The organism is Sphingobium xenophagum (assembly GCF_002288285.1).
In the GTDB taxonomy this organism is placed as follows: Bacteria; Pseudomonadota; Alphaproteobacteria; order Sphingomonadales; family Sphingomonadaceae; genus Sphingobium; species Sphingobium xenophagum.
Genome location: NZ_CP022745.1, coordinates 1,286,494 through 1,310,783, shown reverse-complemented (window position 1 = coordinate 1,310,783; position 24,290 = coordinate 1,286,494). Strand labels below are relative to the sequence as shown.

General features: G+C 59.6%; 24 protein-coding genes, 1 tRNA gene and 1 pseudogene. 11 read left to right on the top strand and 15 right to left on the bottom strand.

The annotated features are described in order from the left end of the window. Positions 1 to 8 precede the first annotated feature (8 nt). From CJD35_RS06345 to CJD35_RS06330, 4 genes are all read left to right on the top strand, one after another. Positions 9 to 968 (top strand): SDR family NAD(P)-dependent oxidoreductase, encoded by a 960-nt coding sequence (locus CJD35_RS06345; protein ID WP_095686935.1) that lies wholly within the window; start codon positions 9 to 11, stop codon positions 966 to 968. 3 nt (positions 969 to 971) lie between these two features. After that, positions 972 to 1,568, top strand: coding sequence for a nuclear transport factor 2 family protein (locus tag CJD35_RS06340; RefSeq protein ID WP_095686934.1), 597 nt, complete (start codon positions 972 to 974; stop codon positions 1,566 to 1,568). Positions 1,569 to 1,643: 75 nt separating this feature from the next. Continuing rightward, complete coding sequence (locus CJD35_RS06335; RefSeq protein WP_095686933.1) at positions 1,644 to 2,351, top strand: CoA transferase subunit A; 708 nt, start codon at positions 1,644 to 1,646, stop codon at positions 2,349 to 2,351. Further along, a complete protein-coding gene (locus CJD35_RS06330; RefSeq protein WP_174703640.1) occupies positions 2,348 to 3,001 on the top strand; it encodes a CoA transferase subunit B in 654 nt (217 codons plus the stop codon). Before CJD35_RS06335 ends, CJD35_RS06330 begins: the two co-directional genes overlap by 4 nt. On the opposite strand, the pseudogene CJD35_RS22940 reads toward CJD35_RS06330, so the two are convergent. The 3 genes and pseudogenes from CJD35_RS22940 to CJD35_RS06315 form a co-directional block, all read right to left on the bottom strand. Further along, positions 2,993 to 3,842 (bottom strand): annotated as a pseudogene (locus CJD35_RS22940) (SDR family oxidoreductase). The gene CJD35_RS06330 and the pseudogene CJD35_RS22940 sit on opposite strands and share 9 nt — an antisense overlap. Positions 3,843 to 4,117: 275 nt before the next feature. Continuing rightward, the gene (locus CJD35_RS06320) at positions 4,118 to 5,311 is read right to left on the bottom strand and encodes an MFS transporter (protein WP_167383140.1); all 1,194 of its coding nucleotides are present in this window, start codon (positions 5,309 to 5,311) and stop codon (positions 4,118 to 4,120) included. Positions 5,312 to 5,379: 68 nt separating this feature from the next. Further along, positions 5,380 to 6,129 (bottom strand): SDR family NAD(P)-dependent oxidoreductase, encoded by a 750-nt coding sequence (locus CJD35_RS06315; RefSeq protein WP_095686931.1) that lies wholly within the window; start codon positions 6,127 to 6,129, stop codon positions 5,380 to 5,382. A 231-nt stretch (positions 6,130 to 6,360) separates the two neighbouring features. Between CJD35_RS06315 and CJD35_RS06310 the strand changes: the two genes are divergently transcribed. The 6 genes from CJD35_RS06310 (at position 6,361) to CJD35_RS06285 (ending at position 11,366) form a co-directional block, all read left to right on the top strand. After that, complete coding sequence (locus tag CJD35_RS06310) at positions 6,361 to 7,539, top strand: cytochrome P450 (protein WP_167383139.1); 1,179 nt, start codon at positions 6,361 to 6,363, stop codon at positions 7,537 to 7,539. Beyond that, on the top strand, positions 7,532 to 8,347 hold the full coding sequence (locus tag CJD35_RS06305; protein WP_095686929.1) for an enoyl-CoA hydratase/isomerase family protein: 816 nt from the start codon (positions 7,532 to 7,534) through the stop codon (positions 8,345 to 8,347). Before CJD35_RS06310 ends, CJD35_RS06305 begins: the two co-directional genes overlap by 8 nt. Before the next feature lie 271 nt (positions 8,348 to 8,618). Further along, complete coding sequence (locus CJD35_RS06300; RefSeq protein WP_095686928.1) at positions 8,619 to 9,155, top strand: flavin reductase family protein; 537 nt, start codon at positions 8,619 to 8,621, stop codon at positions 9,153 to 9,155. A gap of 65 nt (positions 9,156 to 9,220) precedes the next feature. Beyond that, a complete protein-coding gene (locus tag CJD35_RS06295) occupies positions 9,221 to 9,907 on the top strand; it encodes a 3-oxoacid CoA-transferase subunit A (RefSeq protein ID WP_095686927.1) in 687 nt (228 codons plus the stop codon). Between the two features lie 38 nt (positions 9,908 to 9,945). Continuing rightward, the gene (locus CJD35_RS06290) at positions 9,946 to 10,563 is read left to right on the top strand and encodes a 3-oxoacid CoA-transferase subunit B (protein ID WP_449325387.1); all 618 of its coding nucleotides are present in this window, start codon (positions 9,946 to 9,948) and stop codon (positions 10,561 to 10,563) included. A gap of 11 nt (positions 10,564 to 10,574) precedes the next feature. Further along, positions 10,575 to 11,366, top strand: a complete 792-nt coding sequence (locus CJD35_RS06285) for an enoyl-CoA hydratase/isomerase family protein (protein WP_216628954.1) — start codon at positions 10,575 to 10,577, stop codon at positions 11,364 to 11,366. Here CJD35_RS06285 and CJD35_RS06280 read toward each other — a convergent pair whose 3' ends face one another. From CJD35_RS06280 to CJD35_RS06230, 11 genes are all read right to left on the bottom strand, one after another. Beyond that, positions 11,367 to 12,356 carry an NAD(P)H-dependent flavin oxidoreductase gene (locus CJD35_RS06280; protein ID WP_095686925.1) on the bottom strand — a complete coding sequence of 330 codons (990 nt, stop codon included), beginning with the start codon at positions 12,354 to 12,356 and terminating at the stop codon, positions 11,367 to 11,369. It abuts the gene before it with no gap. Next, a complete protein-coding gene (gene bioB / locus CJD35_RS06275; protein WP_095687191.1) occupies positions 12,356 to 13,342 on the bottom strand; it encodes a biotin synthase BioB in 987 nt (328 codons plus the stop codon). Before bioB ends, CJD35_RS06280 begins: the two co-directional genes overlap by 1 nt. A 5-nt stretch (positions 13,343 to 13,347) precedes the next feature. Next, positions 13,348 to 14,130, bottom strand: a complete 783-nt coding sequence (locus CJD35_RS06270) for an enoyl-CoA hydratase-related protein (RefSeq protein WP_095686924.1) — start codon at positions 14,128 to 14,130, stop codon at positions 13,348 to 13,350. Then, positions 14,127 to 15,536, bottom strand: coding sequence for a 3-hydroxyacyl-CoA dehydrogenase NAD-binding domain-containing protein (locus CJD35_RS06265; RefSeq protein WP_244917227.1), 1,410 nt, complete (start codon positions 15,534 to 15,536; stop codon positions 14,127 to 14,129). Before CJD35_RS06265 ends, CJD35_RS06270 begins: the two co-directional genes overlap by 4 nt. An 11-nt stretch (positions 15,537 to 15,547) precedes the next feature. Next, on the bottom strand, positions 15,548 to 15,973 hold the full coding sequence (locus CJD35_RS06260; protein WP_095686922.1) for a biotin/lipoyl-containing protein: 426 nt from the start codon (positions 15,971 to 15,973) through the stop codon (positions 15,548 to 15,550). Further along, positions 15,973 to 17,340, bottom strand: coding sequence for an acetyl-CoA carboxylase biotin carboxylase subunit (locus CJD35_RS06255; protein WP_095686921.1), 1,368 nt, complete (start codon positions 17,338 to 17,340; stop codon positions 15,973 to 15,975). The genes CJD35_RS06260 and CJD35_RS06255 overlap by 1 nt, the downstream gene beginning before the upstream one ends. Further along, positions 17,340 to 17,837 (bottom strand): acetyl-CoA carboxylase biotin carboxyl carrier protein, encoded by a 498-nt coding sequence (locus CJD35_RS06250; protein WP_095686920.1) that lies wholly within the window; start codon positions 17,835 to 17,837, stop codon positions 17,340 to 17,342. The genes CJD35_RS06255 and CJD35_RS06250 overlap by 1 nt, the downstream gene beginning before the upstream one ends. 57 nt (positions 17,838 to 17,894) lie before the next feature. Beyond that, the gene (locus CJD35_RS06245) at positions 17,895 to 20,411 is read right to left on the bottom strand and encodes a TonB-dependent receptor (RefSeq protein ID WP_216628952.1); all 2,517 of its coding nucleotides are present in this window, start codon (positions 20,409 to 20,411) and stop codon (positions 17,895 to 17,897) included. A gap of 80 nt (positions 20,412 to 20,491) precedes the next feature. After that, positions 20,492 to 21,238, bottom strand: coding sequence for a glucose 1-dehydrogenase (locus tag CJD35_RS06240; RefSeq protein ID WP_095686919.1), 747 nt, complete (start codon positions 21,236 to 21,238; stop codon positions 20,492 to 20,494). Positions 21,239 to 21,241: 3 nt separating this feature from the next. Next, positions 21,242 to 22,330: an LLM class flavin-dependent oxidoreductase gene (locus CJD35_RS06235; protein ID WP_095686918.1), complete on the bottom strand. Its 1,089-nt coding sequence runs from the start codon at positions 22,328 to 22,330 to the stop codon at positions 21,242 to 21,244. Positions 22,331 to 22,370: 40 nt separating this feature from the next. Continuing rightward, the gene (locus CJD35_RS06230; RefSeq protein WP_095686917.1) at positions 22,371 to 22,748 is read right to left on the bottom strand and encodes a nuclear transport factor 2 family protein; all 378 of its coding nucleotides are present in this window, start codon (positions 22,746 to 22,748) and stop codon (positions 22,371 to 22,373) included. Between the two features lie 371 nt (positions 22,749 to 23,119). Between CJD35_RS06230 and CJD35_RS06225 the strand changes: the two genes are divergently transcribed. Next, on the top strand, positions 23,120 to 23,866 hold the full coding sequence (locus CJD35_RS06225) for a TetR/AcrR family transcriptional regulator (protein ID WP_244917226.1): 747 nt from the start codon (positions 23,120 to 23,122) through the stop codon (positions 23,864 to 23,866). A 340-nt stretch (positions 23,867 to 24,206) separates the two neighbouring features. Here CJD35_RS06225 and CJD35_RS06220 read toward each other — a convergent pair. After that, a tRNA-Gly gene (locus tag CJD35_RS06220) sits at positions 24,207 to 24,281 on the bottom strand. Positions 24,282 to 24,290 lie beyond the last annotated feature (9 nt).

Sequence of the window (24,290 nt, the reverse complement as noted above, 5' to 3'; positions counted from 1 at the left end):
ATATCGGCATGACGGAAATGCGCTTCGACGACGACGTCGCAATCGTCACCGGTGCCGGGCGCGGCCTTGGCCGGGAGCATGCCTTGGCATTTGCAGCGCGCGGCGCAGCGGTGGTGGTCAATGATATCGGGTTAGATTCCGACGGTGAAGGCGGGTCGGTCGGTGTGGCGCAGGCCGTCGTGGACGAGATCGTCGCGGCAGGCGGGCGGGCCGTTGCCGACTGTCATTCCGTCGATACGGCAGAAGGCGCTTCGGCGCTTGTACGCACTGCGCTCAGCACCTTCGGCAAAGTCACGATCCTGGTCAACAATGCCGGTATCATCGACTTCGCGAGGCTGGAGGACATCAGCCAGGAAAGCTGGCGCCGGATGATCGCGGTGACCCTCGATGGTGCCTTCCAGATGTCGAAGGCAGTCTGGCCGCACTTCGTCGCCCAAGGGCATGGCCGTATCGTCAACACCACATCCAATGCCGGCTTCGCGGGCAATGAGCAGCTCGTTCATTATGGCGCTGCCAAGCTCGGGGTGGCGGGCTTCACCAGGAGCCTGTCGCATGAGACGGACGGAACCGGCATAACCGTAAACGCGATAGCGCCTATGGCCATCACGCGCATGAACCGCGACGCCTTCTTCGGCGGCAAGGAAGCCCAAGGAAACGACTGGCAAGCGGAAATCCGGCTTGGCCAAGTTCCCATGGGCCCCCCATCCATCGTTTCACCGACCGTACTCTGGCTTGCTCATCGCTCGACGCAGGTGAATGGCGAAATATTCAGTGTGTCCTCTGGCAAAGTTGCTCGCGTCGCCTTCATCGTGGGTGACGGCTACTTCAATCCGGACCACGGGCCCGAGGATCTGCGTGATAATATCGGCACCATCCGCTCGCTCGACAACTTCATCGACCCACGCGGCACGGCCGACGAGTTGGCGCTGATCCCGCCATTGTTCGCGGCCTCGGCTGGAAAGGATTAGGCCATGGCCACCACCAACCAAGATGACATCGATCTCATTCCCGGCTGGGCGCATCGGACCGGGTTGTTGTCGCTTGGTGAAGGCATCTGCCCTCAAACCGCCGAAGGCGTTGCGGGTCATTCCTTTCTGTCGGAGCGGATCAAGCGCTATTGCTGGGCCTATGACGAACGGCAGATCGAGCGACTGGCTGCTTGCTTTACCGACGACGCGGTTTGGGAGGGGGACGTTCTCGGCCAGATCCGGATCGGTCCTTTCACCGGCCGCAGCGCCATCATCAAATGGCTTTCGGAGTTCTGGCCGCATCAGCATGACCAGCGACGTCACATGATCCTGAATACGATCGTGGAGACGCAAACTGCGGATAGTGCAACGACGATGAGTTACCTGCTGTTGATGTCCGCAGATGGCAAGGCAGCCAAGCTTGAAACGACCGGCTTTTATCGCGTCAATCTGCGCCGGGACGGCGAAATATGGCGAATAGCAAGGCTGACAGCTGGCTTTGATGCCCCGTTCTGGCCGGTTGATCTCACGCGAATGAGTGCGTCGGGGCGAGCCCGCCACGGGATTGGCGTGGAGGCCACTGCGCCAGAAAATCAATGATTGTCGCATCAACCCATTTTCGCCCTCCGTGCGAGGGCAATTACTCGTTTCTCCAGCCCTCATGAAAGAGCCAGCATGAAGAAGATCTACGACAGCGCCGCGTCGGCGCTTGATGGACTGTTGTTCGATGGCATGCACCTTTGCGCCGGCGGCTTCGGCCTGTGCGGTATTCCGGAGCGACTCATCGACGCGATCGTCGATAGCGGCGTCAAGGATCTGACCATCGCGTCCAACAATGCCGGTATCGACGGCGAAGGTTTGGGCAAACTGCTTCGCACCCGCCAGGTCAAGAAGATGATCTCCAGCTATGTGGGCGAGAACAAGGAATTTGAGCGGCAGTATCTGAGCGGCGAGCTGGAGGTCGAATTCTGTCCGCAGGGCACTTTGGCGGAACGATGTCGTGCGGGTGGAGCCGGCATCCCGGGCTTCTACACAAAGACCGGCGTAGGAACGGCCGTGGCTGAGGGCAAGGAAATCAAAAGATTCGACGGTCAGGATTATATCCTTGAACGCGGGATTTTCGCGGATCTCGCGATCATCAAAGGCTGGAAGGCAGACGAGAGCGGCAACTTGATATTCCGCAAGACGGCCCGCAATTTCAACCAGCCGATGGCGTCCGCGGCAAAAATCTGCGTTGCGGAAGTCGAAGAGATTGTACCTACCGGCAGTCTCGATCCGGATGCGATCCATCTCCCGGGCATCTATGTGAAACGCCTGATCCTGGGGGCGCCCTACTCCAAAAAAATCGAGTTCCGCACAGTACGCCAGAAGGAGGCCGCATGATGTCTCAGGAAATCAAGGGCTGGACACGCGACGAAATGGCGGCGCGTGCAGCCAGGGAGCTGCAGGACGGCTTTTATGTGAACCTTGGGATCGGCATTCCGACGCTCGTTGCCAATCATATTCCCGAGGGCGTTACGGTGACGCTCCAGTCGGAAAACGGCATGCTGGGTATCGGTCCTTTCCCTTATGAGGGCGAGGAGGATGCCGACCTCATCAATGCCGGCAAGCAGACGATCAGCGAATTGCCGCAGACCGCCTATTTCTCAAGCGCCGACAGCTTCGCGATGATCCGCGGCGGCCACATTGACCTCACCGTGCTGGGCGCGATGGAGATTGCCGAGAATGGCGACATCGCCAACTGGATGATTCCGGGCAAGATGATCAAGGGCATGGGCGGCGCGATGGACCTGGTCGCGGGTGTCAAGAAGATCATCGTCGTCATGGAGCACAACGCGAAGAACGGCGATCCCAAGTTCATCCCCGAATGCACCCTGCCGCTGACCGGCAAGAATGTCGTCGACATGATCATCACCGACCTGTGCGTCTTTCAGCGGGCTGATCATGACAGCCCGTTCAAGCTTGTCGAGCTGGCCCCCGGTGTCACTGCAGAAGAGGTCGCCGCGAAAACGAGTGCAAAATACTCAACCTGAGCTCTCAGGCTTGAAAGTCGGGTCATCATCGGCGGACCGCAAAGATTCGGGGATGATGACTCGATGAAAGCCGTTGAACGCCGTAGCGCGGTCATGCGCGATCAATGTACCAGTGCTACGCGCATTCGGCGCGCCACCATCCACACGCAGGCACGATCCTGTGATGAAGGCTGCCCCTGGCGATAACAGGAAGCTGATCGCCGCAGAAACTTCCGCTTCCGTTCCGAAACGCTGCATAGGAATGGTGGAGGCATAGGCCTGCATCTTCGGCCGCAATTCTTTCGGATAGCTGTCAAATCCGCTTGAAGCCACAGCACCTGGCGCGACGGCGTTGACCCGGACTCCAGATGCAGACCATTCTGATGCTGCGGTTTCGGTGAGGCTCAACATTCCGCTGCGCGCTGCACCCGAATGGCCGAATTCCGGCCATCCATTGCGTATAGACCTCACGCATGAATATGAAGCCGCCGGTCAGATTGTTTCGAACAACCGCCTCGAAGCCCTTCGTCGATATGTCTCTTAGAGACGCTCTAAATTGCCCACCGGCATTGTTTACAAGGCCGTCTATCCGGCCGTTATCGCACAGAACCCTTTGCACCGCGTCTTTGACATTTTCCTCTTTCCTTATGTCGCATACGACATAGGTCGCCATTCCTCCGTCGCTGACTATCTCGTCGCGCACCGTCGATAGCTTTTCCTCATCGCGCCCCATGATCACAACATGTGCACCAAGGCCAGAGAGTTCGTGCGCGTTACACCGTCCGATGCCGCTACCGCCACCGGTCACTATGATCGTGCTTCCTTTGAAAAGATCTGGCGAGAATATGCTGTCATAAGGCATGATCGGTTTCCATTCCGAAGTGCGCGAGCAAACCATGCCACGCTGAGGAGCTTAGTCACTTGTTCAAACAGTGAGGCGTTAAAAGCTCAGAGCGATTGTTCGGCACACTCGCCACAGCACCACCTCGATCCAGATGCCGCAGCGAAAAACGCGATCTGCCAACCCGTGCTGCATCTCGCCTTTGCTCTGCAAAACTCCAGGTCCTGCCGCTCTGACCGTTCCAGATTCCCTCAACCAGAAAAGAATACTCTCGGGAACAGGGCAGGGTCCAGAAACTAGCGTCGATCGTTGCATTGCTGATGGTCGGGATATCGTCCCAGGCTCAGGAGGCCCACTGCGCCTGCAGCTAACAAGACAGCCGAGATGACGAATGGCAAATGGTAGCTGCGAGAGAGATCGTAAACATGGCCGAAAGCAAGAGGTGCGGTACCTGCAGCTGCCGCGACGAAGATATAGGCGCGGGCATAGATGCGTGCGAAATCCTTGAGGCCGAAATATCGCGCGGTGAGGAATCCGAGAACATCGAGTTCCATGCCAGCTGCCGCGCCGAGCATGGCAGCGGCCATTATCGAGAACAGGACAGCCGAAGACTCATCCAGCACAAGGCACGCGCAGCTGGCGGGTACAAGGGCGCACGCAGCGACGCCCGGAGCCCAATAGCGGTCGACCAATGCGCCGATGCCGATGCGCCCCGCGACGATCGCTATCCCAAAGGCCGCCAGAACGCTGGAGATGTCGCCGCCAGACATGCCCTTGTCGGCCAGCGCGGGCACCAGATTGGGAATGATTCCACCGATCGCCAGGTAAATGCAGGCTGTAGAGGCGCCCAACAGCCAGAAGCGCCGTGACCGTGTTGCAGCATGCAGCGATTGCCCTGGTACGACTTCGCCGCTTTGGGTCGAGTGCGTTAGCCCATTGTCCTCCCGCCGTGGGAGAAGCGCTAAACATAGCGGGAAAACGCATAAGAGTATGAAGGCCGCAAGCGCCAAATAGGCACTGCGCCATCCCCATGATGCCATGGCCTGGCTGGCGATCTGGGGCATCAGCACTGCACATAGTCCGGTGCCAGACAGGCCAAGGCCCAAAGCCAGCCCTCGCGCCTGAAAGAAGCGTTCGGCGAGCAGGCTCGTCCAGCCGACGGCGCCTGCTCCCGCCCCCAGCAGTGACATAAGAGCGTAAACCGCGTAAAGTTGCCACAGTGCGCCGGTCATCGCACTTGCCAGCGCCAGGGAGGCCGCAAGGCCGCATAGGCCGGGAAGAATCGTCATGCGCACGCCAAAACGGCGGACCATCCAGCCGGCCAGGGGCGCACAAACCACTCCAAGGCCCGTGCTGAAGAGGATGGCCGTCTGGATCTCGCCACGGCCCCAGCCGAACGTCTGCTGGAAAGGGGCGACGAAAACCCCAATGGAATAGACGGGAAGGGTGGTTGGGGCGCAGGTAATACCCAATGCGGTGAGGCCGACCAAGTGCCAGCCCCTCCGCCATTCCGCTGTCGCCCCCATCACCGGATCCCGAACCGCTGCGGTTGCGTGCATCAGAGCGCGGTCAGGCCGCCATCAATGATATGTTCGGTTCCGGTAATGAAGCTTGCTTCGTCCGACGCCAGAAAGACGACCAGGTTCGATACATCTTCGACCTCTCCGACCCTTTTGATAGGGACGGATGCACTCGCGATCTTGATCTGCTCGTCATCCAGCGCCTCGGTCATCATCGGCGTGCGAATGTAGCCGGGATGGATCGAATTGGCCCGGATATTATGGCCGCCGAATTCGATTGCGACCTGCTTCGTTATGCCGCGGACGGCGAACTTGCTTGCGGCGTAGGCAACATTCGGCGTGCCGTAGATCGCAACGATGCCCGATATCGAAGAGATATTCACGATAGAGCCGCCGCCAGCCTTTATCATGGAAGGTATGACGAATTTCGTTCCCAGAAAGACGGACGTCTGATTGATCGCGCAGACCTTTTCGAAATCTTTTTCCGCAAGGTCGGTTACCAGTGCGCCGGGGCCAATAATACCAGCATTGTTGACGAGGACGTTAACCGGCCCGAATCGTTCTTCTGCCTGTGCGACAACGGAGACCCAGTCTGCTTCACGTGCTACGTCATGAGCGATGAAATGGGCGTCAGCGCCCAGCTCCTTTGCCAGCGCTTCCCCCGCATCCTTGTTGATGTCTGTTATGACAGCTCGCGCACCTTCTCGAATGAAGCGTCGGGCGTGGGCGGCGCCCATCCCCTGACCGGCTCCAGTGATGATCGCTACTTTGCCTTCGAGTCGACGCATGAAACTCTCCTGATTTTGATTTTAAGTCGGAATATACACGCATGTGCCGCAATAGCGGCAGGGTTTTCAAGCATTATCGATAAAAAATCCGACGAAAATTCTTTTATTGAAAGCGGCTTTCGGATAGGGTCCGATCAAACAATCGGAGCGTGGCTCGCCCGCAGTGAGAGGTAGTATATGGAAATCGGAACGATTGAACCTGTAGGTCACGATGTCCCTCGGCCGGACAATGTGCCTGCCGACAGGGTTTTCGACTTCGACATCTATCGCGACGTGCCTGAAGGTTCGACCCTGCATCATAGCTGGCGCGCCTTGATGGACCAGGTTGCCTATCCGGTCATGTGGACGCCGCATAATGGAGGGCACTGGGTGGTCTTGCGCGGCGACATTTCCGACGTGGTCATGTCCGATTCGGAGCGTTTTTCCAATCACACCGTACTGGTACCCAAGGAGACGGCGGGCGAGGCCTATCGCCTCATCCCTTTGTCGCTCGATCCGCCGGCGCATCAGCCGTTTCGCAAGTTGCTGAACGACAATCTGGGGCCAAAGCCGCTCAAGCCAGTAGAATCCAAGATCGTCGATCTGACCGTCAGCCTGATCGAAGGATTCAGGCCGAACGGCCAGTGCGACTTCATGCATGAATTCGCCGAAAAGCTGCCTGTCCAGATCTTCATGCAGATCGTCGATCTGCCGATCGAGGATCTGCCCAAGCTCAAGCATCTTGCCGATCAGTTTACCCGTCCCGACGGGTCGCTGACCTACCCCGAGGTCGCTCAACTGTTTCGCGACTATCTGATGCCCGTGATTGCCGAACGCCGCGGCGGCACGGGGGAGGACATGATCAGCCGGATGGTCAACGGTCAGGTCGGCGGTCGGGAACTGACCGATGTGGAGGCCCAGAATATCTGTATGCAGGTACTGGTCGGCGGCCTGGACACGGTTGTCAACCTGCTCAGTTTCACTCTCTCCTGGCTCGCGCAAGACCATGACCTGCGTCGTGCGTTGGTGGCTGATCCCGCGCTGATCGACGACGCGTTGATGGAATTCCTGCGGCGCTTCCCTGTCGTCTCGTCTTCCCGCGAAGTGCGCGACGATATCGAGTTCGAGGGCGTTCATCTCAAGTCGGGCGACATGGTGATGGCTCCGACCATCGTCGTTACCTTGGACGAAGCCAATAATGACGATCCGCTCGATTTCCGGCTCGGTCGCAAAGCGCGTAAGCATTCCACCTTTGGTCGAGGTTCGCACACCTGCCCCGGCGCCCATCTCGCCCGCATGGAAATGAAGATCGTGCTGCGCGAATGGCTGGCGCGTATCCCCGAATTCAGACTGGCCGAAGGCGCGGAATTGCGCTTCACCAATGGTATCGTGGGTAGTGTGAAGCCATTCATACTTGAATGGGATGTCTGAGCCTGAAGGCGAAAGGCTGGCATCTCAGGTCATAGGGTCGTTCACGCTGGGAACGGATTCCGACGGCGTCTGCGTGGCGACGTTCGATCGCAGACCCGTCAATGCGGTCTCTTTGTCAGTCTATCAGGATATCGGCGCCATCGTCGATCACGTCGAAGGCGATCCCACCATCCGCGCTATCGTCCTGACGGCGCCGGACGACGCTCGCGCATGGTGCGGGGGCGCGGACCTGAATGATTTTGTCGGCATCGACGTGGAGGGACGTAAGGCGCGCTACGACTTCATCAACGCTCAACTGCCGCGCTTTTACCGCATGGATCGGCCGGTGATCGCGGCGATCAACGGCCATGCCATCGGCATCGGCATGATCCTGGCTGCCCTGTGCGACATGCGCATTGCTGCGGAAAATGCCTGTTTCGCCTGCCCCGAAATTGACTACGGCCTGGTGGCGGGTGGTGCTGGCCTGTTTGCGCATGTGAACATGCCTGAGGCCAAGGTGCGCGAGATGCTGTTCAGCGGTGCGCGCTTCACATCCAGGGAACTGGAGCCGACGGGCTTCTTCAACTATGTGCTACCGCGCGAGGAAGTCATGCCGCGGGCGCTGAAGTTGGCGCGGAACATCGCGGCCAAGAGCCTGCCATCGATTCGTGCGCGGAAGATCGCTTCGTCCGGCATTGAAGGGCGGGGATGGGAGCAAGCCTATTTGGATGCTCAAGCCCTTTCGGCGCGACTGACGGCAGGCGACGACGGTGCAGAGGGCGTGCGCGCCTTCCTGGACCACCGGGCGCCATCCTACCGCGACGCGTGAGGAGTAGGCGCCGCAGGAATGGCGAAAGTAACCGGCGTGCCAGCAGCATTCCGATTTAGAATCGGATATGTTGCGGTAGCGCGACTTTGCAGGCTCTTTTGCTCAGCCGACCTTCTTTGACGATACACATTAGGGAACATCGAATTCCGGTCATTCTTTTGGTGCTGCCAATTTCTCAACGCTGATATGTTTCGCTTGTGCGCAGCAGCGTCAGGCGATAAAGTTTCCGACGTTTTATCGGATAATGACATCGTCAGCGAGAGGATTTGAAATGTCCACCGAAAACACAGAGGCAGTGAACGCTGCTTCGGCGAAGCGAGCTCGGTTTACGGGACAGATGCGGCGCGTTCCCGGATCAGTTGCCATTATTGCCGCTCGGTCAGATGATGCGCGCACTGGCCTGGCGGCGACCGCCTGGACGTCGCTCTCCGCTGATCCGCCCATGCTTCTCGTCTGCGTCAACAGATCGGCGAGCGCGTATAGCGTCATCAAGCGCGCCGGAGCGTTCAGCGTAAACTTGCTGGCTGACGATGAACTCGAAACCGTGGCAATCTTCTCGGCTCAACGGGGATTAGATGGCGACGCGCGATTTCTGGACGGACTATGGTCAACTGGACCACGTGGGCAACCCATGCTCGAAAATGCTCTCGTAACGTTCGAGTGTGTCGTCGCCGACAGCCATGATTATGGAACGCATACGATATTTATCGGCGAGGTGGATGCAATGGGAGGGACGGGCGAAAGCAACCCGCTCATTTATTTCGATGGCGGTTATGCGGCTTTGAAGACTGCTGCCAACGATCAATGAGAATGCGTTCAATCTGACATTTTACATCCGCATTATAGCAGTCCAGTGCGCACGAGGGGCGACCGATGATAAACAAGATTTCCGAAACTATGCGTGAGGCCGTCAGCGGTCTGCATGATGGCGCTGCCATCATGATCAGCGGATTTGGCGATGCCGGCATGCCGCATCAGTTAGTTGAAGCAGTGATCGATCATGGAGCATCGGATCTAACCGTTATCAGCAATAATGCGGGGGCCGGCGAGATCGGGATCGCGGCGTTGATGAAAGCCAACCGCGTGCGGAAGGTCATCTGTTCTTTTCCTCGCCAAGCCGGTGCACATCACTTCGAATCTAGGTTTCGAGCTGGCGAAGTGGAACTGGAACTGGTGCCGCAAGGTAATCTGGCGGCACGGATCGAAGCGGCTGGAGCAGGTCTGGGCGCGATTTATACGCCGACGGGTTACGGGACTATGCTGGCTGAAGGCAAGGAAACCCGGGAAATCGACGGGCGCAACTATGTGCTGGAATATCCCATCCATGCGGACTTCGCGTTGATCCGGGCACAGGCTGCGGACCGATGGGGTAACCTTGTGTATCGCAAGGTCGCCCGCAACTTCGGACCTATCATGGCGATGGCGGCCAAATGCACGATAGCTCAAGTGGCCGAGATCGTACCGCTTGGCGGCCTTGATCCCGAGGTGATCGTTACACCGGGCATTTTCGTTCAGAAGATCGTTCTCAACGCCCCTTCCAGCGCTGCACAAGCAGCCTGAACCGGAGAAATAACATGCAGCCGATGAGCCGCACTGCCATGGCCGCCCGAGTTGCCCAGGACATTCCTGAAGGCGCCTACGTCAATCTGGGAATAGGGCTGCCAACCAAGGTCGCCGACTATCTTCCGCAGGAGAAGGACATTTTCCTGCAAAGTGAGAATGGCCTGCTCGGTATGGGACCAGCGCCCGCCGAGGCGGATATCGATTGGGATCTTATCAATGCGGGCAAGCAGCCCGTCACCCTTCTGTCAGGGGGCGCCTATTTCCATCATGGCGACAGTTTCGCGATGATGCGCGGCGGTCATATCGATATCTGCGTTCTGGGCGCGTTTCAGGTTTCCGTGACAGGCGATCTGGCGAACTGGCACACGGGTGCTCCCGATGCCATTCCTGCCGTGGGCGGCGCTATGGACCTGGCAGTAGGCGCAAAGCAGGTCTTCGTGATGATGGACCTGCTGACAAAGGCCGGAGACAGCAAGCTGGTGGCGCAATGCAGCTACCCGCTGACAGGCATAGGCTGTGTCTCTCGCGTCTACAGTGATATCGCAATATTCGAGGTTGGCGCCAATGGCGCCCGGGTTATCGAGATGGTGGACGGACTGACGATCGAACGGCTGCGCGAATTGACCGGCCTCGACCTGCAATTGGCGGCATAAGGCATTCCTCAATGAGCATATTGCGCAGTTTCGGTTCTTTCGCACTGGAGGTGCGGGATGATGGCGTCGCGATCGTCACCTTCTCCCGCCCACCGGTCAATGCGGTGTCACTGTCCGTTTATGAGGATATCGGCCGTTTTGCCGATCATGTCGCCGGGGATGACACGATACGGTCCATCGTCATTACAGCGCCCGAATCGGCCCGGGCCTGGTGTGGCGGCGCTGACCTGCACGAGTTCAAGGACATGACGATAGAGAAGCGAAAAGAGCGCTATCGCTTCATCAACGAACAGTTGCCGCGCTTTCACAAGATTGATCGTCCGATGATTGCAGCGATCAGGGGGGCGACGATCGGCGTCGGCGTGATGCTGGCTGGCATGTGCGACTTACGGGTTGCCAGTGAGAGGGCAAAATTTGCCTGCCCCGAAGTGGATTATGGCCTGGTGGGTGGAAGCGCGGGCATGTTCGCGATGCTCAAGATGCCTGAAGCGAAAGTGCGAGAGATGGTCTACACGGGGCGGACCTTCACGGCACGCGAACTCGAATCGACGGGCTTTTTCAATTACGTGGTTCCCGACGCAGCTGTGCTGCCCCTGGCGCTTGATCTCGCCGGCGAAATAGCGCGCAAAAGCCTTCCGGCCCTCCGCGCGCGCAAGTTGGCCTCACTAATGCAGGAAGGACCAGAGTGGATGGAGGCCTATTTGGAAGCGCAGGAAATGTCATCTGCACTGGTGGAACGCCCGGAGAGCGGCGCTGCGGTGCTTGCTGCCCTGGAACGTGGGAAGCTGCGCAAGAAACGTTGATCAGTCTCCAGCCGTCATCATTCCGGTCAGCCGCTCAGTGACTATCTCACTGGCCTCGGCCATAATCCGGGTGATCAATTCATCACAGCTAGGGAGATCGTGGATCAGCCCCTGCGCCATGCTGGCCCAATAGATGCCAGAGTCCAGATCTCCCGAAGCCAGTAGTTCCTTGCCACGCTGGCCGCTGACCAGTTCAGCAACATCGGCGAAGGTTGAACCAGGCTGCTCGATTCGGCGCAGGGCTTCTTGAGCAACGCTATTGCGCCCGACGCGCGCACTGTTCCGGAATGGTCGGAACAGCAACGTCGTGTCCCGTTCGTCTCCATCAATATAGGCCTGCTTGACCCGGTCGTGAATCGGCGCTTCGCGGGTGGCGCAGAAGCGGGTGCCCATATTGACACCGTCGGCTCCCAGAGACAGCGCTGCGACCAGCCCGCGACCATCGGCGATGCCGCCGCTTGCAATCACCGGGATGGAGAGCTGATCGACCGCCGCCGGGATCAGCACCAGCCCAGGCACATCGTCTTCGCCCGGATGCCCGGCACATTCGAAGCCGTCGATCGAAATGGCATGGACGCCGTAGCGCTCCGACGACACGGCGTGACGCACAGACGTACATTTGTGGATGACGCGGATGCCCTTGGCGAAGAGCATGTCCCAGACCTCGCGCACCGCAGGCGTTCCGGCCGTTTCGACGACGCTGATCCCCGCCTGCGCGATCACATCGACGATGGCGGCGTAATCAGGTGGCCGCATCGTCGGAAAAACCGAGATATTGACCCCGAAAGGCGCGCTCGTGAGGGCCTTGCAGCGTGCGATCTCGTCAGCCAAAGCTTCAGCGGTAGGGAACGTCAGGGCAGTGATCAGGCCCAGCCCACCAGCGTTCGAAACTGCCGCTGCAAGCTGGGCATAGCCGACATTCTGCATGCCCCCCTGGATGATGGGGTGGCGGATGCCGCACAGGTCGGTAAGGCGCGTGCGAAAGGCCATCAAAGGTCGGTGCTGATGCCAAGCTTGGCGAACAGTCCCGCGTCAGCATCCGATCCGTTATTGCCCGTGGTCAGCAACCGATCGCCGGTGAATATCGAATTGGCGCCAGCCATGAAGCAGAGCGCCTGCATGCTCTCACTCATGCTTTCCCGGCCAGCGGACAGCCGCACCATGCTCTGGGGCATCAGGATTCGGGCGACCGCTACCGTCCGCACGAATTCGATCTCGTCAATCCTGGCCATTGGCGTGCCGGCCAGCATATCGCCAAGCGGTGTGCCCGCGATCGGCACCAGCGCGTTCAGCGGCACGCTCTCAGGCGGCGTTGGCAGGCTCGCCAGCGCATGCAGGAAGCCGATCCTGTCGGCCCGACTTTCGCCCATGCCCAATATGCCGCCACAACAGACCGACATGCCGGCGGCTCTGACGCGATCAAGCGTGTCGAGACGATCCTGGAACGTACGCGTAGTGATGACGCTGCCGTAATTCTCCGGACTCGTGTCGATATTGTGGTTGTAATAGTCCAGCCCGGCATCGGCGAGCCGCTCCGCCTGGTCATCGGTCAGCATGCCCAGTGTCATGCAGGTTTCTAGGCCCAGCGCCTTCACACGCCGAACCATGTCCAGCAGGGCCGGCATGTCCCGTTCTTTGGGCTCGCGCCACGCCGCACCCATGCAGAAACGCCCGGACCCGCCGTCCCTGGCGGCTTGCGCCGCAGCTACGACGGCATCGGCGGCCATCAGCTTTTCCGCTTTGAGTCCGCTCTTGTGATGCGCAGACTGGCTGCAATAGCCGCAGTCCTCGACACACCCGCCGGTCTTGATCGACAATAGTGTCGACAGTTGCACCGCGTTACGCGGATGATGGCGCAGATGTACGGCGTGCGCCCGCGCGACCAGGTCGAGAAAGGGGATATCGAACAGAGCGGCGATCGCATCTCTGTCGTGTGCGGTCGCAGCCCATTCGGCCCGTTCAGCCAGTGCGGTCATCTCGTTCATTTGCCGCTCCATACTGGCGAGCGCTTCTCGAAGAAGGACGCAATGCCCTCCTTCTTGTCGGCGGAACCGAACAGCGCCGAAAAGCCCTGTCGTTCCAGCAGGAGATGGGCAGCTTGTGTGGTTTCAAGACTGGCGCGCACCAGAGCCTTGCCCTGCTGCATCGCCAATGGCGCACGTGCTGCAATGCGTCCGGCCAAGTCCAGCGCTGCAGACAGCGCGCTGCCGTCGTCCACGACATCGTTCACAAGGCCGCTTGCCTGTGCTTCGTCCGCTGTCATCGGCTCGCCGAGCAGAACAAGCTTCATGGCGCGCGCGCGGCCAACCAGACGCGGCAGCGTAGCCGTACCGCCGGCGCCCGGCACAATGCCAAGATTAGTCTCCGGTTGGCCGAACTTGGCGCTACGACCGGCGACGACAAGGTCGCAGCACATCACCAGTTCATTTCCCGCACCGAGCGACCAGCCCTCTACAGCCGCGATGACGGGTTTGGGGAAGGCGCGGATGCGTGCCCAAATCGAGGGGCGAATATCAAGGAGGGCGCCGCCGACATCCTTTGAGGCGATCTCGTTGATATCGGCCCCGGCGGCGAAGAACTTCTCAGCCCCGGTTATGACGACGGCTCGAACGGCTTCATCGCCGATTGCCGCATCCAGCGCATCGGCCACAGCGCCGAGCAAATCGGTGGCGAGCGCATTGCGCTTCTCGGGCCGGTTGAGCCGCAGCAGCAGGACGCCATCGGCGCTGGCCTCAACGTGGAGTATGTCACCCGAACCGGTCATGCGAATTTCCTGAGATAGGGGGAGGGGCGATACATGGCCTCGCCGGTCTCATCGGCTATGGCGTCGAGCGTAGCGACGACGCGGCCCCGGTCGAAACCGTCGGCCCAGGCGAAAGGTCCGAACGGATAATTGGCGCCATAGCGGAGCGCCGCATCGATCCCGTTTTCGTCCGACACCTGTTCCAGCACAGCATCGGCGGCCGCATTGGCGAGTTGCGCGAGGGTTCGGCACACGATCAGTCCGGGCCTGTCTGCGACCTGCCGACCGTTTCTGGAACAGGCGGTGAGCACTTCTGCCAGAACCGCCGCTGCTGCGGCACTACTGCCCGCGAAGGCAACTTCCTTGCCGCCGTCAGCGGGAAACCAGTCGAACAGGGCCACAGGTTTGCCTTGAACGGCCGCCTCGGCATGCGCCGACCGTCCGCGCGTCATTCCCAGCAGCACCCCTGCGCATTCTATGAACGCCCCCGGCACGGCGGCTTTCAGGGCGTCTGCGGCCCGCGCGCGATCTGGCAGGACCACATCATTGATGGCAGCCGGCGGTACAGGCTTTGGAGCATCTTCGTCGTAGCGATAGACCCCACGGCCTGATTTTCGGCCCAGCCACCCGGCATCGACCAGCGCTGCCTGCTTCAACTGCGGTACGAAGCGCGTCCGCCCGAAATAAGAATCGTAGACCGACCGGCCGACCGCGAAATTGACGTCTTGCCCGATAAGGTCGGTCAGTTCCAATGGCCCCATGCGGAAGCCCACGGCCCGAAACAGGGCGTCGATGGTCGCCGCGTCCGCCGCCGCCTCATTGAGCGCGGTAAAGGCCTCGGCGTAGAAGGGGCGCGCCACACGGTTGACGATGAAACCGGGAACATCGGTGACAGGGATTGCAACCTTGCCCCAGCTTTCTGCCGTCTGCCGTACCGCCTCGGCAACGGATTGCGCCGTCGCAGGTCCAGCCACGACCTCGACCAGCTTCATGACTGTCGCGGGATTGAAAAAGTGCATACCAACAAAGCGCTCGGGCGTCTTGAGCGAGCGGGCGAGGCGTGCAATCGGCAGCGAAGAGGTGTTACTCGCCAGGATGGCGTCCGGACCGACGATCGATTCCAACTGTTCGAACAGCTTGCCCTTGATATCGGCATTCTCGACGATCGCCTCGATCACCAGTTCGGCATCGGACAACTGCTGAAGATCGGACGTCCAGCGCATGCGTCCGCGAATGTCTGCGGCAGCTTCGGCTGTCATCTTGCCCTTGGCGACCAGGCCGTCGATGGATGCCAGGATGCGCTTCTCGCTGCCCGCGATCGCTTCGGCCTGAATGTCGAAGACGATGACCTGTGCACCGGATTGCGCAGCGACCTGTGCGATGCCTGACCCCATAGCGCCCGCGCCGCATACGGCGATTCTGGTCAATGCCTGTCCCATCAGGCGGCCTGCGCGATGCTGAGGATGGGCATGCCATACTCGACCAGTGAGCCGACATCGGCCGAGAGGCTGGCAATGCGACCGGCAACCGGGGCAGGGATGGCCTCTTCTGTATCCAGAACCCGTATGGTGGCAAGAATATCGCCTTCCTTCAGGTCCGTGCCCACGGGAAGGACCTGAACCAGGGTGGCGACATGCTGCGCCGTAACACTCGTCTCCGGCCCGGCGGCAGGAGCCGCGGTCAACTCGGCGTCGGCAACAGCAGCACCCAGGCGCATGGGATTGAAGCCGCCACCTGCGCGGGCGATGAAGATCTCGGTCTCGCCGGACACGACGTGAAGCTCCTGCCAGTCGCTCGAAACGAGCGTATCCAGCAGCGCGCGCGCATCGGTTATGGCGCGATCCATGTTATTGTCGCTGCTCATCAGGCGGCCCTTTTTGCGCGTTCGGGGAGCAGCACCTGCTCCAGCCAGCGCGTATGAATGCGGTTTTCAATAAAGTCGGGATGTGCCACGATCTCGCGATGCAGATCGATGGTAGTGGGCACGCCTTCGACAACAAAGGCATCCAGAGCCGCCGACAAGCGCGTGATCGCATCGGCCCGATCGGAGCCATGAACGATCAGCTTGCCAACCATGCTGTCATAGAAGGGCGGAATCATCGCTCCTTGCGCCATATGCGAATCCAGTCTGATGCCGTCGCCCTCTGGCGGCTGCCAGCGGGTGATCCGGCCCGGACTTGGCAGGAAGTCGCGGGAAACGTCTTCCGCATTGATCCGGCATTCGATCGCATGGCCGCTCAGCTTGACCTGATCCTGCGTCACAGACAGGCCAGCACCGCCTGCGATACGGATTTGCTCCTGCACAAGATCGAAGCCCGAGATCATCTCGCTGACCGGATGCTCGACCTGGATACGGGCATTCACTTCGATGAAGTAGAATTCCTGGCGCTTCACGTCGAACAGGAACTCGCATGTGCCGGCATTGCGATAGTTGACGCTGGCAGCCAGCGCGACGGCAGATTCATGCAGCTGCTTGCGCAGATGATCGGGCATCGCCGCGCAGGGCGCTTCTTCGACCAGTTTCTGATAGCGCCTCTGCACCGAACAGTCGCGCTCGCCGAAATGCAGGACATTGCCTTTGCCATCGCCCATGAGCTGAACTTCGACATGCCGCGCCTCGGGTACGAACCGCTCCATAAACAACGTGCCATCGCCGAAAGCGGCGACCGCTTCGGCCGATGCACGATGGAAACCCGCTTCTGCTTCGTCGGCATTATTGGCGATCACCATGCCTCGGCCGCCACCGCCGGCCGAGGCCTTGAGCAACACCGGATAGCCTATGCGATCGCCCTCCCGCCGTGCATCGGCGGCGGTGGCGACGCAATCGCTGCCTGGTACGAGCGGAACGCCGGCTGCGCCTGCCATTGCACGCGCACGCAATTTGTCGCCCAGAGCGTCAATCACGTCGGGTTCGGGACCCACGAAAGCGATGCCGTGCTCTTGGCAAAGGGTCGGGAGTATCGCGCGCTCAGACAGGAACCCGTAGCCCGGGTGAAGCCCATCACAGCCGCTCTCTTTCGCGGCATGAACGATCAGGCGTGGGTCGAGATAGGATTTTGCAGCCGAAGCCGGGCCGATCACGATCTTCCGGTCGGCAAGTCGGGCAGCCGCACTGTCGCGATCCGGGTCGGATACCGCCAGCACTGTTTCGATGTTGAGCGCCTGCGCCGCGCGCACGATCCGGAGGGCGATTTCGCCCCGGTTGGCAATGAACAGTCGCTTGATCGCCATTAATTCCTCACCAATGCAAACAGGGGTTGTCCCGCTTCCACCATTGCGCCGTCGACTGCGAGCACGGCGTGAACCTTGCCGCTCGCGTCAGAACGAACAGCAGTGAAAAGCTTCATGACTTCGATCAGGCACACTTCATCGCCGGCCGAGACGATTGAACCGACTTCCACATAATTCGCGGCACCCGGCTTGGGCGCACGATAGAATGTGCCGAGATTGGGTGCCCGAACGATGATGGCATCTGTTGGCAAGGCATCCGTCGAAGACGCTGCCGGCAGGATAGGTTGTGCCGTCGACGTCGGCGTGCTGCGTGCTGGGGAAGGAGCCGGTCGGGGCGCGGCTGCCGCAACCGGACCAGAGACCGAGCGGCTCCCTGCCGGATCGCTCGAAAGATACACTTCAAAATCACCACTGCGAACATGGAGTTCGCGAACGCCCGACCGGGAGAACTCCTCCATGAGGGTTTGCAGCGCAGAGGAGAAGACTGGTTCGGTCATCGTGTCATCCAAGAATGGCGCGATGGCAGGTCATGCCATCGCGCCCAGTTGGGAGAGTCAATATTTGTACGAGAGAGACAGCCCATACACCGTCGGCTTGCCGCGGTAGCGGATGAGCGTGTCGAGATAGGTCGAAATGGCCGTTACGTAAGATTTGTTGGTGATGTTCCTGCCATAGAGGCTGGCACGCCACCGGCCATCGGAGCTGCTGACACCCGCCCGGACATCGAGCAGGGCATAGCCATCGATGAAGAAGTCGTCGGCCGGCAGGCTGCTGTTGTGGAAAGTTGTGTTCTGCTTGCTCTGATAGGTCAGGCCACCACCCAGGAACGCCTCGACGCTGTCGGACACCGGAACGCTATATTGCGCATCGATGTTTGCACTGAACTTGGGCGTGTAGGGCAATTCGGAGCCCTTGAAGTTGCCCGTATAGCCCGCCGCGTTGTAGATAGCGAAACCGTCCGGCGTCGCGGAGTAGTCAGACTTGACCTTGCCCTTGAGATAGGTTGCGCCGGCGCTGATGCGGAGCCCCTCTGCCGGCCTCGCGACCAGCTCTCCTTCCAGGCCAAACACGTAGGATTTGGGCACGTTCAGCATCTTTTCCAGAAGGCCGAAGACGGTGTCCTGAACGCGACCACGAACCTGCTTGTCGGAATAGTCGTAGTAGAAGACGGCGCCGTTGAATTGCAGCGCGTTGCCGGCGAGCGGAGCCTTGAAACCGCCTTCATAGGCGATCACCTTTTCCTGAGTTGCCGGGCTATACTGGTTCGCGCGGGACGCGCCGATCGCTGAGAAGATGCCAGCCTTGTATCCTTGGCTGACGGTCGCATAGATCAGCGCGCCGCCATCGAACTTGTAGTTCGCACCGACGCGGAAGGAGACATTGTCCTCGGTCAGATGCTCGTTGACGGGGGTCAATGTGGATTGTGCGGTACCAAGCAGCAGATCGCCAGTCGTCGGGAAACATTGTCCAGCGCCGATGGTGATCGGCACACTGTTGAGCGCGCTACCGAACAGGACAGCGGCACCCGTGCCCGTCGGATCGCTGTAGCAGTAGGTCGCTTCCTGCTTGTTCTTGGTATAGCGGACGCCGCCCTGGATGGTCAGCTGTGGGGTCAGCTTATATTCGCCGTTGGCGAAGATGCCGTAGCTGCGCATCCGCGAGTCGAACTCGTTCTCCGTGATCGAGATCAGGTCTGCATTGGCCGAATAGTCGCCCAAGCGGAAGAAATTGTTCTGTGACGTGCGCAGATTATCATAGCTGGCACCGACGATCCCGTTGAAGCTGTCGGTGTCCAGGGCCAGTCGCAGTTCCTGGTTGAAGGAGCGGACGTTGCCGAACAGCGGCACGTCGGCAACCTGCGCGGTAGTGCCGTCGAGATCCTGATTGTAGCTCAGCTTCTGCTTCGCCAGCGCCGCAACATAGGTGAGCTTCAGCGTATCGCTGAGGTCGAGATCGGCACGACCCGCGAACTGATAATAGCTGTTGTCGGACCGACCCAGGAAACCCGGCGTCCACTCGGCATCGCGCGCCCGACTGCTGATCGGCGTGCCCAGCAGGGCAGCGGCGCCAGCGGCCTTGGCAGGATCGGATCCGTTCAAGCGGCCAACCACGACCGACTGGCGGCCGATGAACGATGCGTCATAGCCCGGTGAAGTGGGTGTGGTGATGTCGGCATATCGCTGAGCATCCACTTGGGCATAGGGATTGCCGGATGCGGCGGCCGAGGCCTGATCAGGGTAGAGGTTAAGCGTGGTTCCAGCATATTGCGGGGCCAGCGGATCGGACCGGTCGCGCGAACCCGTCGCCATCAATTCGATCTTGAGGCTCTCGGTCGGCTCGATATCGAGCGTGAATCGCCCCATGAACTTGCGTTGGTCACCATTCTCATCGTCCGGCCGCGAAAGGCTACGCTGCCAGGCGCCTCCCGAAACACCTTTCACCGCGAGGCGAGCCGCCACACCTTCCGTAAGGGGGCCGCTTACGAAGCCCGAAAGCTCCGCGCGATTGAACCGTTCGTAGGAAGCGTCGAAACCTGCAGAGAAGTCCTTCGTCGGTTTGCCGACGATGTAGTTGATGGCGCCACCTGTCGAACTCTGACCGAACAGTGTGCCCTGCGGGCCCTTCAGCACTTCCACGCGTTCGATGTCGAGATCGAGCGCGTCCGACATGACGGGTACGTTGCGCGGGATCTGGTCGGTGTACACCGACACGGAAGGCGCGGCGCCAAAGGTGGCGTCGTACAGACCGATGCCACGCAGTGTGAACACGGGCGTCGAATAGATGGACTGCGTGAAGGTGAAACCGGGAACCAGTTTCGCCAGATCCGCCGGCCCTGAGATACCTCGGTTGGAGAGTTCCTCCGTTGATGCCGCAGTAATGGTCAAACCAACGCTGTTAAGCGACTGCTCGCGCTTGTTGGCGGTCACGATGATATCTGCTGATGCATCGTTGCTGCGAGCCGTCTGTGCGGGAGCAGCGGCTGCGGGTTCCGTCTGGGCCTGTGCCAATGCAGGAATTGCGCTCACTAGTGCCAAGATGGACGCTTGTGCTTTGAAGACTTTACCGTTCATGAGATCCTCACCTCCCGTTATACTTATGCAGGAATGTCTTTTCGCGTCCGGCTCTGCGGGCCGATGCGCTTGCTAACCCGTCAACCAGCGATCATTGCGCCGTCCACGACATGCTCCGCGCCGGACACGAAGCTCGCCTCATCGGATGCGAGAAAGAGTACGACGTTGGAGACTTCTTCAGGCTGCGCCATCCGGCCCAAGGGAATAGCTTCGGCCGCGCCGCCGCCCTCGGCATCGGTCGCAGCCACCATCATTGGCGTCAGAATATATCCAGGATGGACGGAATTCACCCGAATGCCGTCTTTCCCATGCTGTGCAGCAATGAGCTTGCTCATACCCCGTACAGCCCATTTGCTCGCGCAGTAGGCAGCGTTGGATGACTCTCGCGTTCCCAGCATGCCAGCGATCGACGAGATGTTAACGATCGATCCGCCGCCCGATGCGATCATCGAGGGCAGAACAGCTTTCATGCCAAGGAACACGCCCAACTGGTTGATGGCACAGACCTTGAGAAAATCGTCCTCACTGAACGAAAGCAGGTCTTGGACCGGGCCAATCACGCCTGCGTTGTTGACAAGGACAGTAACCCTTCCGAACTGTGCCTCGCCGAGCGCAATTACTGTTGCCCAGTCGGCTGCGGAGGCGACGTCATGAGTGACGAACATCGCTTTGTCGCCGAGTTTGCGGGCTAGCGCTTCACCCTTGGCTTGATTGACATCCGTCAGGATGACGGATGCTCCTTCACGGATGAACACTCGAGCATGAGCTTCGCCCATGCCCTGTGCTGCGCCCGTGATAACAGCGACCTTGCCGGACAAACGGCACATGGTTCAGGCCGCCACGCTCTGGGAGACTTGTCCGATCTTGGGTGCCACTTCCTTGACGAGCAGTTCCATCGAACGCTCCCAGGCTTCCGGAGCATCTATATAGTCATGGCTATAGATCAGAAGCGTTCCGAACGGACCGCCGAGTTCACCGCACCACGCTTCGAGCTTCTGCCGAACCGTCTCAGGCGATCCCGTGATCCATACATGTTCTGCCAGATATTCGGCATCGACGTCAGCGGGATCCATTGATGCGTCGTGAAGGAGGCCGGGAAGGACGCCAAAGCGTTCATAGGTCGGCTTGATATACTCCTTCCATGCCAAGCCGATGCCACCGTCAACGGCCAGCTTGCGCGCTTCGGCGTCGGTGTCTGCGACAATCACGTCACGCACCACGCGATGCATGGAGCGGTCGGACTCACGCCCAGCTTCCTGCATCTTTTCACGATAGGTCTCGAAATGGCTGCGAAGGAAGTCGTTACCCGCATAGACGGACGCCGGAATGAAGCCGTGCGTGCCGGCGAAGGCGATCGACGGGGACGGTGCACTCAGGCCGGTCATGGCCATCTGCATCTTGCCACCCCAAGGGCGAACGTCACGCAGAGGCTTCTTGGGATTGTTCTCTGGGAAACCGGCGTTCCAGAACTCGCCTTCGAGCTGGAACGGTTCGGCCTTCCAGACCTTTTCCATGATGTCGATTGCTTCGAGCATCATCGCATGATTCTTGGACATGTCAGTGATGCCGCGCAGCGCGGCATCGGTCGGATAGGCACCGGTCGCCACGCCAAGCATGTAGCGACCTTCCAGCACCTGACTCAGCCATGCCGTCTGCACGGCAAGCGTGGCGGGATGGTGGTACGGAAGGAGATGGGCCAGCGGCCCGAACTTGATATTTTCCGTTTGCGCCGCAGCCGCCGCGATCACCAACTCGGGGCTGGGAATACCCTCCCAGTTCAGCGTCCCGTGTTCGCCGATCCAATATTCGCTGAAGCCGATCTTATCGGCATGGACCGCTTGGCGCACTGCCCACTCGAACACCTGCTTTGGCGTCCGCTCCGGGCGCAAGAAAGGCGTCTGAAACATCCCGATCTGCATTTTCACTCTCCTGTGACGCACTTGATGGCTTGCCCGCCGATCAACCGTGGTCTTTCCATTCAACCAATTGGCCGTTGTCGTTGAAGCGCATCACGCTGCAAAACTTGAAGCGGAATGCCTCACCCGCCGCGCCAAAGCCTGGCAGATCGATGGCTGCAGTACCGGCATACCAAGCCTCTCGGACGACGATGTTGCCGGCGACAGTAACGCGTTCGGCTGGTTCAAATCGACGGTCAGGGGCGTAAGTCGTAGCGAAGCCACGCAATACTTCGATCAGCGCTTCACGGCTGGTCAAAACAAAATCGCGATTGAAATGCGCGAAATCGAGCTCTGGCACGATCAGCGCTGAGAGAGCATCGAAGTCCTTTGCATTATATGCATCAATCAGCCGCTCGGAAGTGGCAGCAAAGTCAACCACACGTCACCCCCTGTTCAGCGTACGCATTGCGGGATGCACCGATGCTGTCGGACATAAATTCGTAAATGTGGCAGGCGTAAGCCATCACACTCTCCAGAGCCAAGCGTCGCATTCGCCCTGCGACCGTCGTTTCTTGTGATCTTGAGCTACTCGCTGCCCACTCACCCGTCAATAATTATTCGATGTTTTGTCGGAAAAATTTCGCACGCCGGGCCTGCGGCTCCCAATTTATCGGCATTTTCAGCCATTTTACCTCTTATCGGGCGGCCAAAATCGATACTTGGTCGGGCGCGATGCCGCTGCTAAATTGCTTGCCCTGCATCGAAAGGCGCTGCAGCATGCAATTTTGCATCCGAAAGTGAAACATGGGCGTGAAGAGCAAAATCAAGGTTTCGTCGGATTCGGCGCAGGAGGTGGGCATTGAAGCGATAATTGCCTCTGACGCTGGTCCATCGACTGAATGGGATGCATTGCTCGATCAGATTTCACATCGACCGAAGCGGGTCACAGAAAGAAAGCAGGATCGCAGCAAGCGCACCGAGCAGCAGATCATGGGGGCAGCGCTTCGCGTATTTGCTCGTGATGGCATATCTCGGGTCCGCATTGCGGATATCGCTGCAGAGGCCGGCATCTCCACTTCCACGCTCTACGAATATTATAAGAGCAAGGAAGACCTAGCCTATGACGTGCCACTCTCGCATCTCGCAGAGTTTTTCGAGAGCTACCGTGTCGCTGTCGCCGACAAGGTTACGGCCAGAGAAAAAATTCTGCTCTATCTGTCGATGTCCGCTGATTATGCGCGCGAACACGCCGAATGGGCGCGCATCCTCTATTTGGAAATCTGGCCCAGTGTCTTCGTCAACGAGACGGAGTTGCGCCACAGCATGAACGACTTTTCTCGCGTGATCGTGTTCCTCGTTCGACAAGCGATGGCCGAGGGAAGCATGTCGTCGGATCGCGACGCGTATGAGACGGCCGCTATGCTGGTGGGTAGCGTCAACCAAGTCATTATAACATGGCTGCTGTATCGCAGGCCGCGTAACCTGACCAAGGCGGGGACAGAGATGGCGGAGCGATTGCTGTCGATGCTCGCAAATGAGGCCCGGGAAAAATCGTAGCAGTTCACCTCGACACGAGGCTGTGCCCATCAACGGGGCAAACTCGAGGATTGGGATTGGCGGCTGACGCACTTTTACATCGAACTACGATGATATCGCCAGGCTGGCTTGACACAGCTTGGCGGCGGTCGGCGATTCGTGGCTAGGCTATTGTATTTGCCTTTTGGAAGGGCGCTGCGCCTGTGTTCATGCTCCTGTACGTCGAGGTGCCGTACGCTGCAGGGCTCATATCTACGATAACCCACCCGCAAACGGTGGACGCCCGGTGGACGCCCGACCAAAAATGCAGTTAGCCGGCCCCTCTCGGGACCGCCTAATGCATTGATAAATATGGAAATTCTGGAGCGGGCGAAGGGATTCGAACCCTCGACCCCAACCTTGGCAAGGTTGTGCTCTACCCCTGAGCTACGCCCGCTCGACGCTT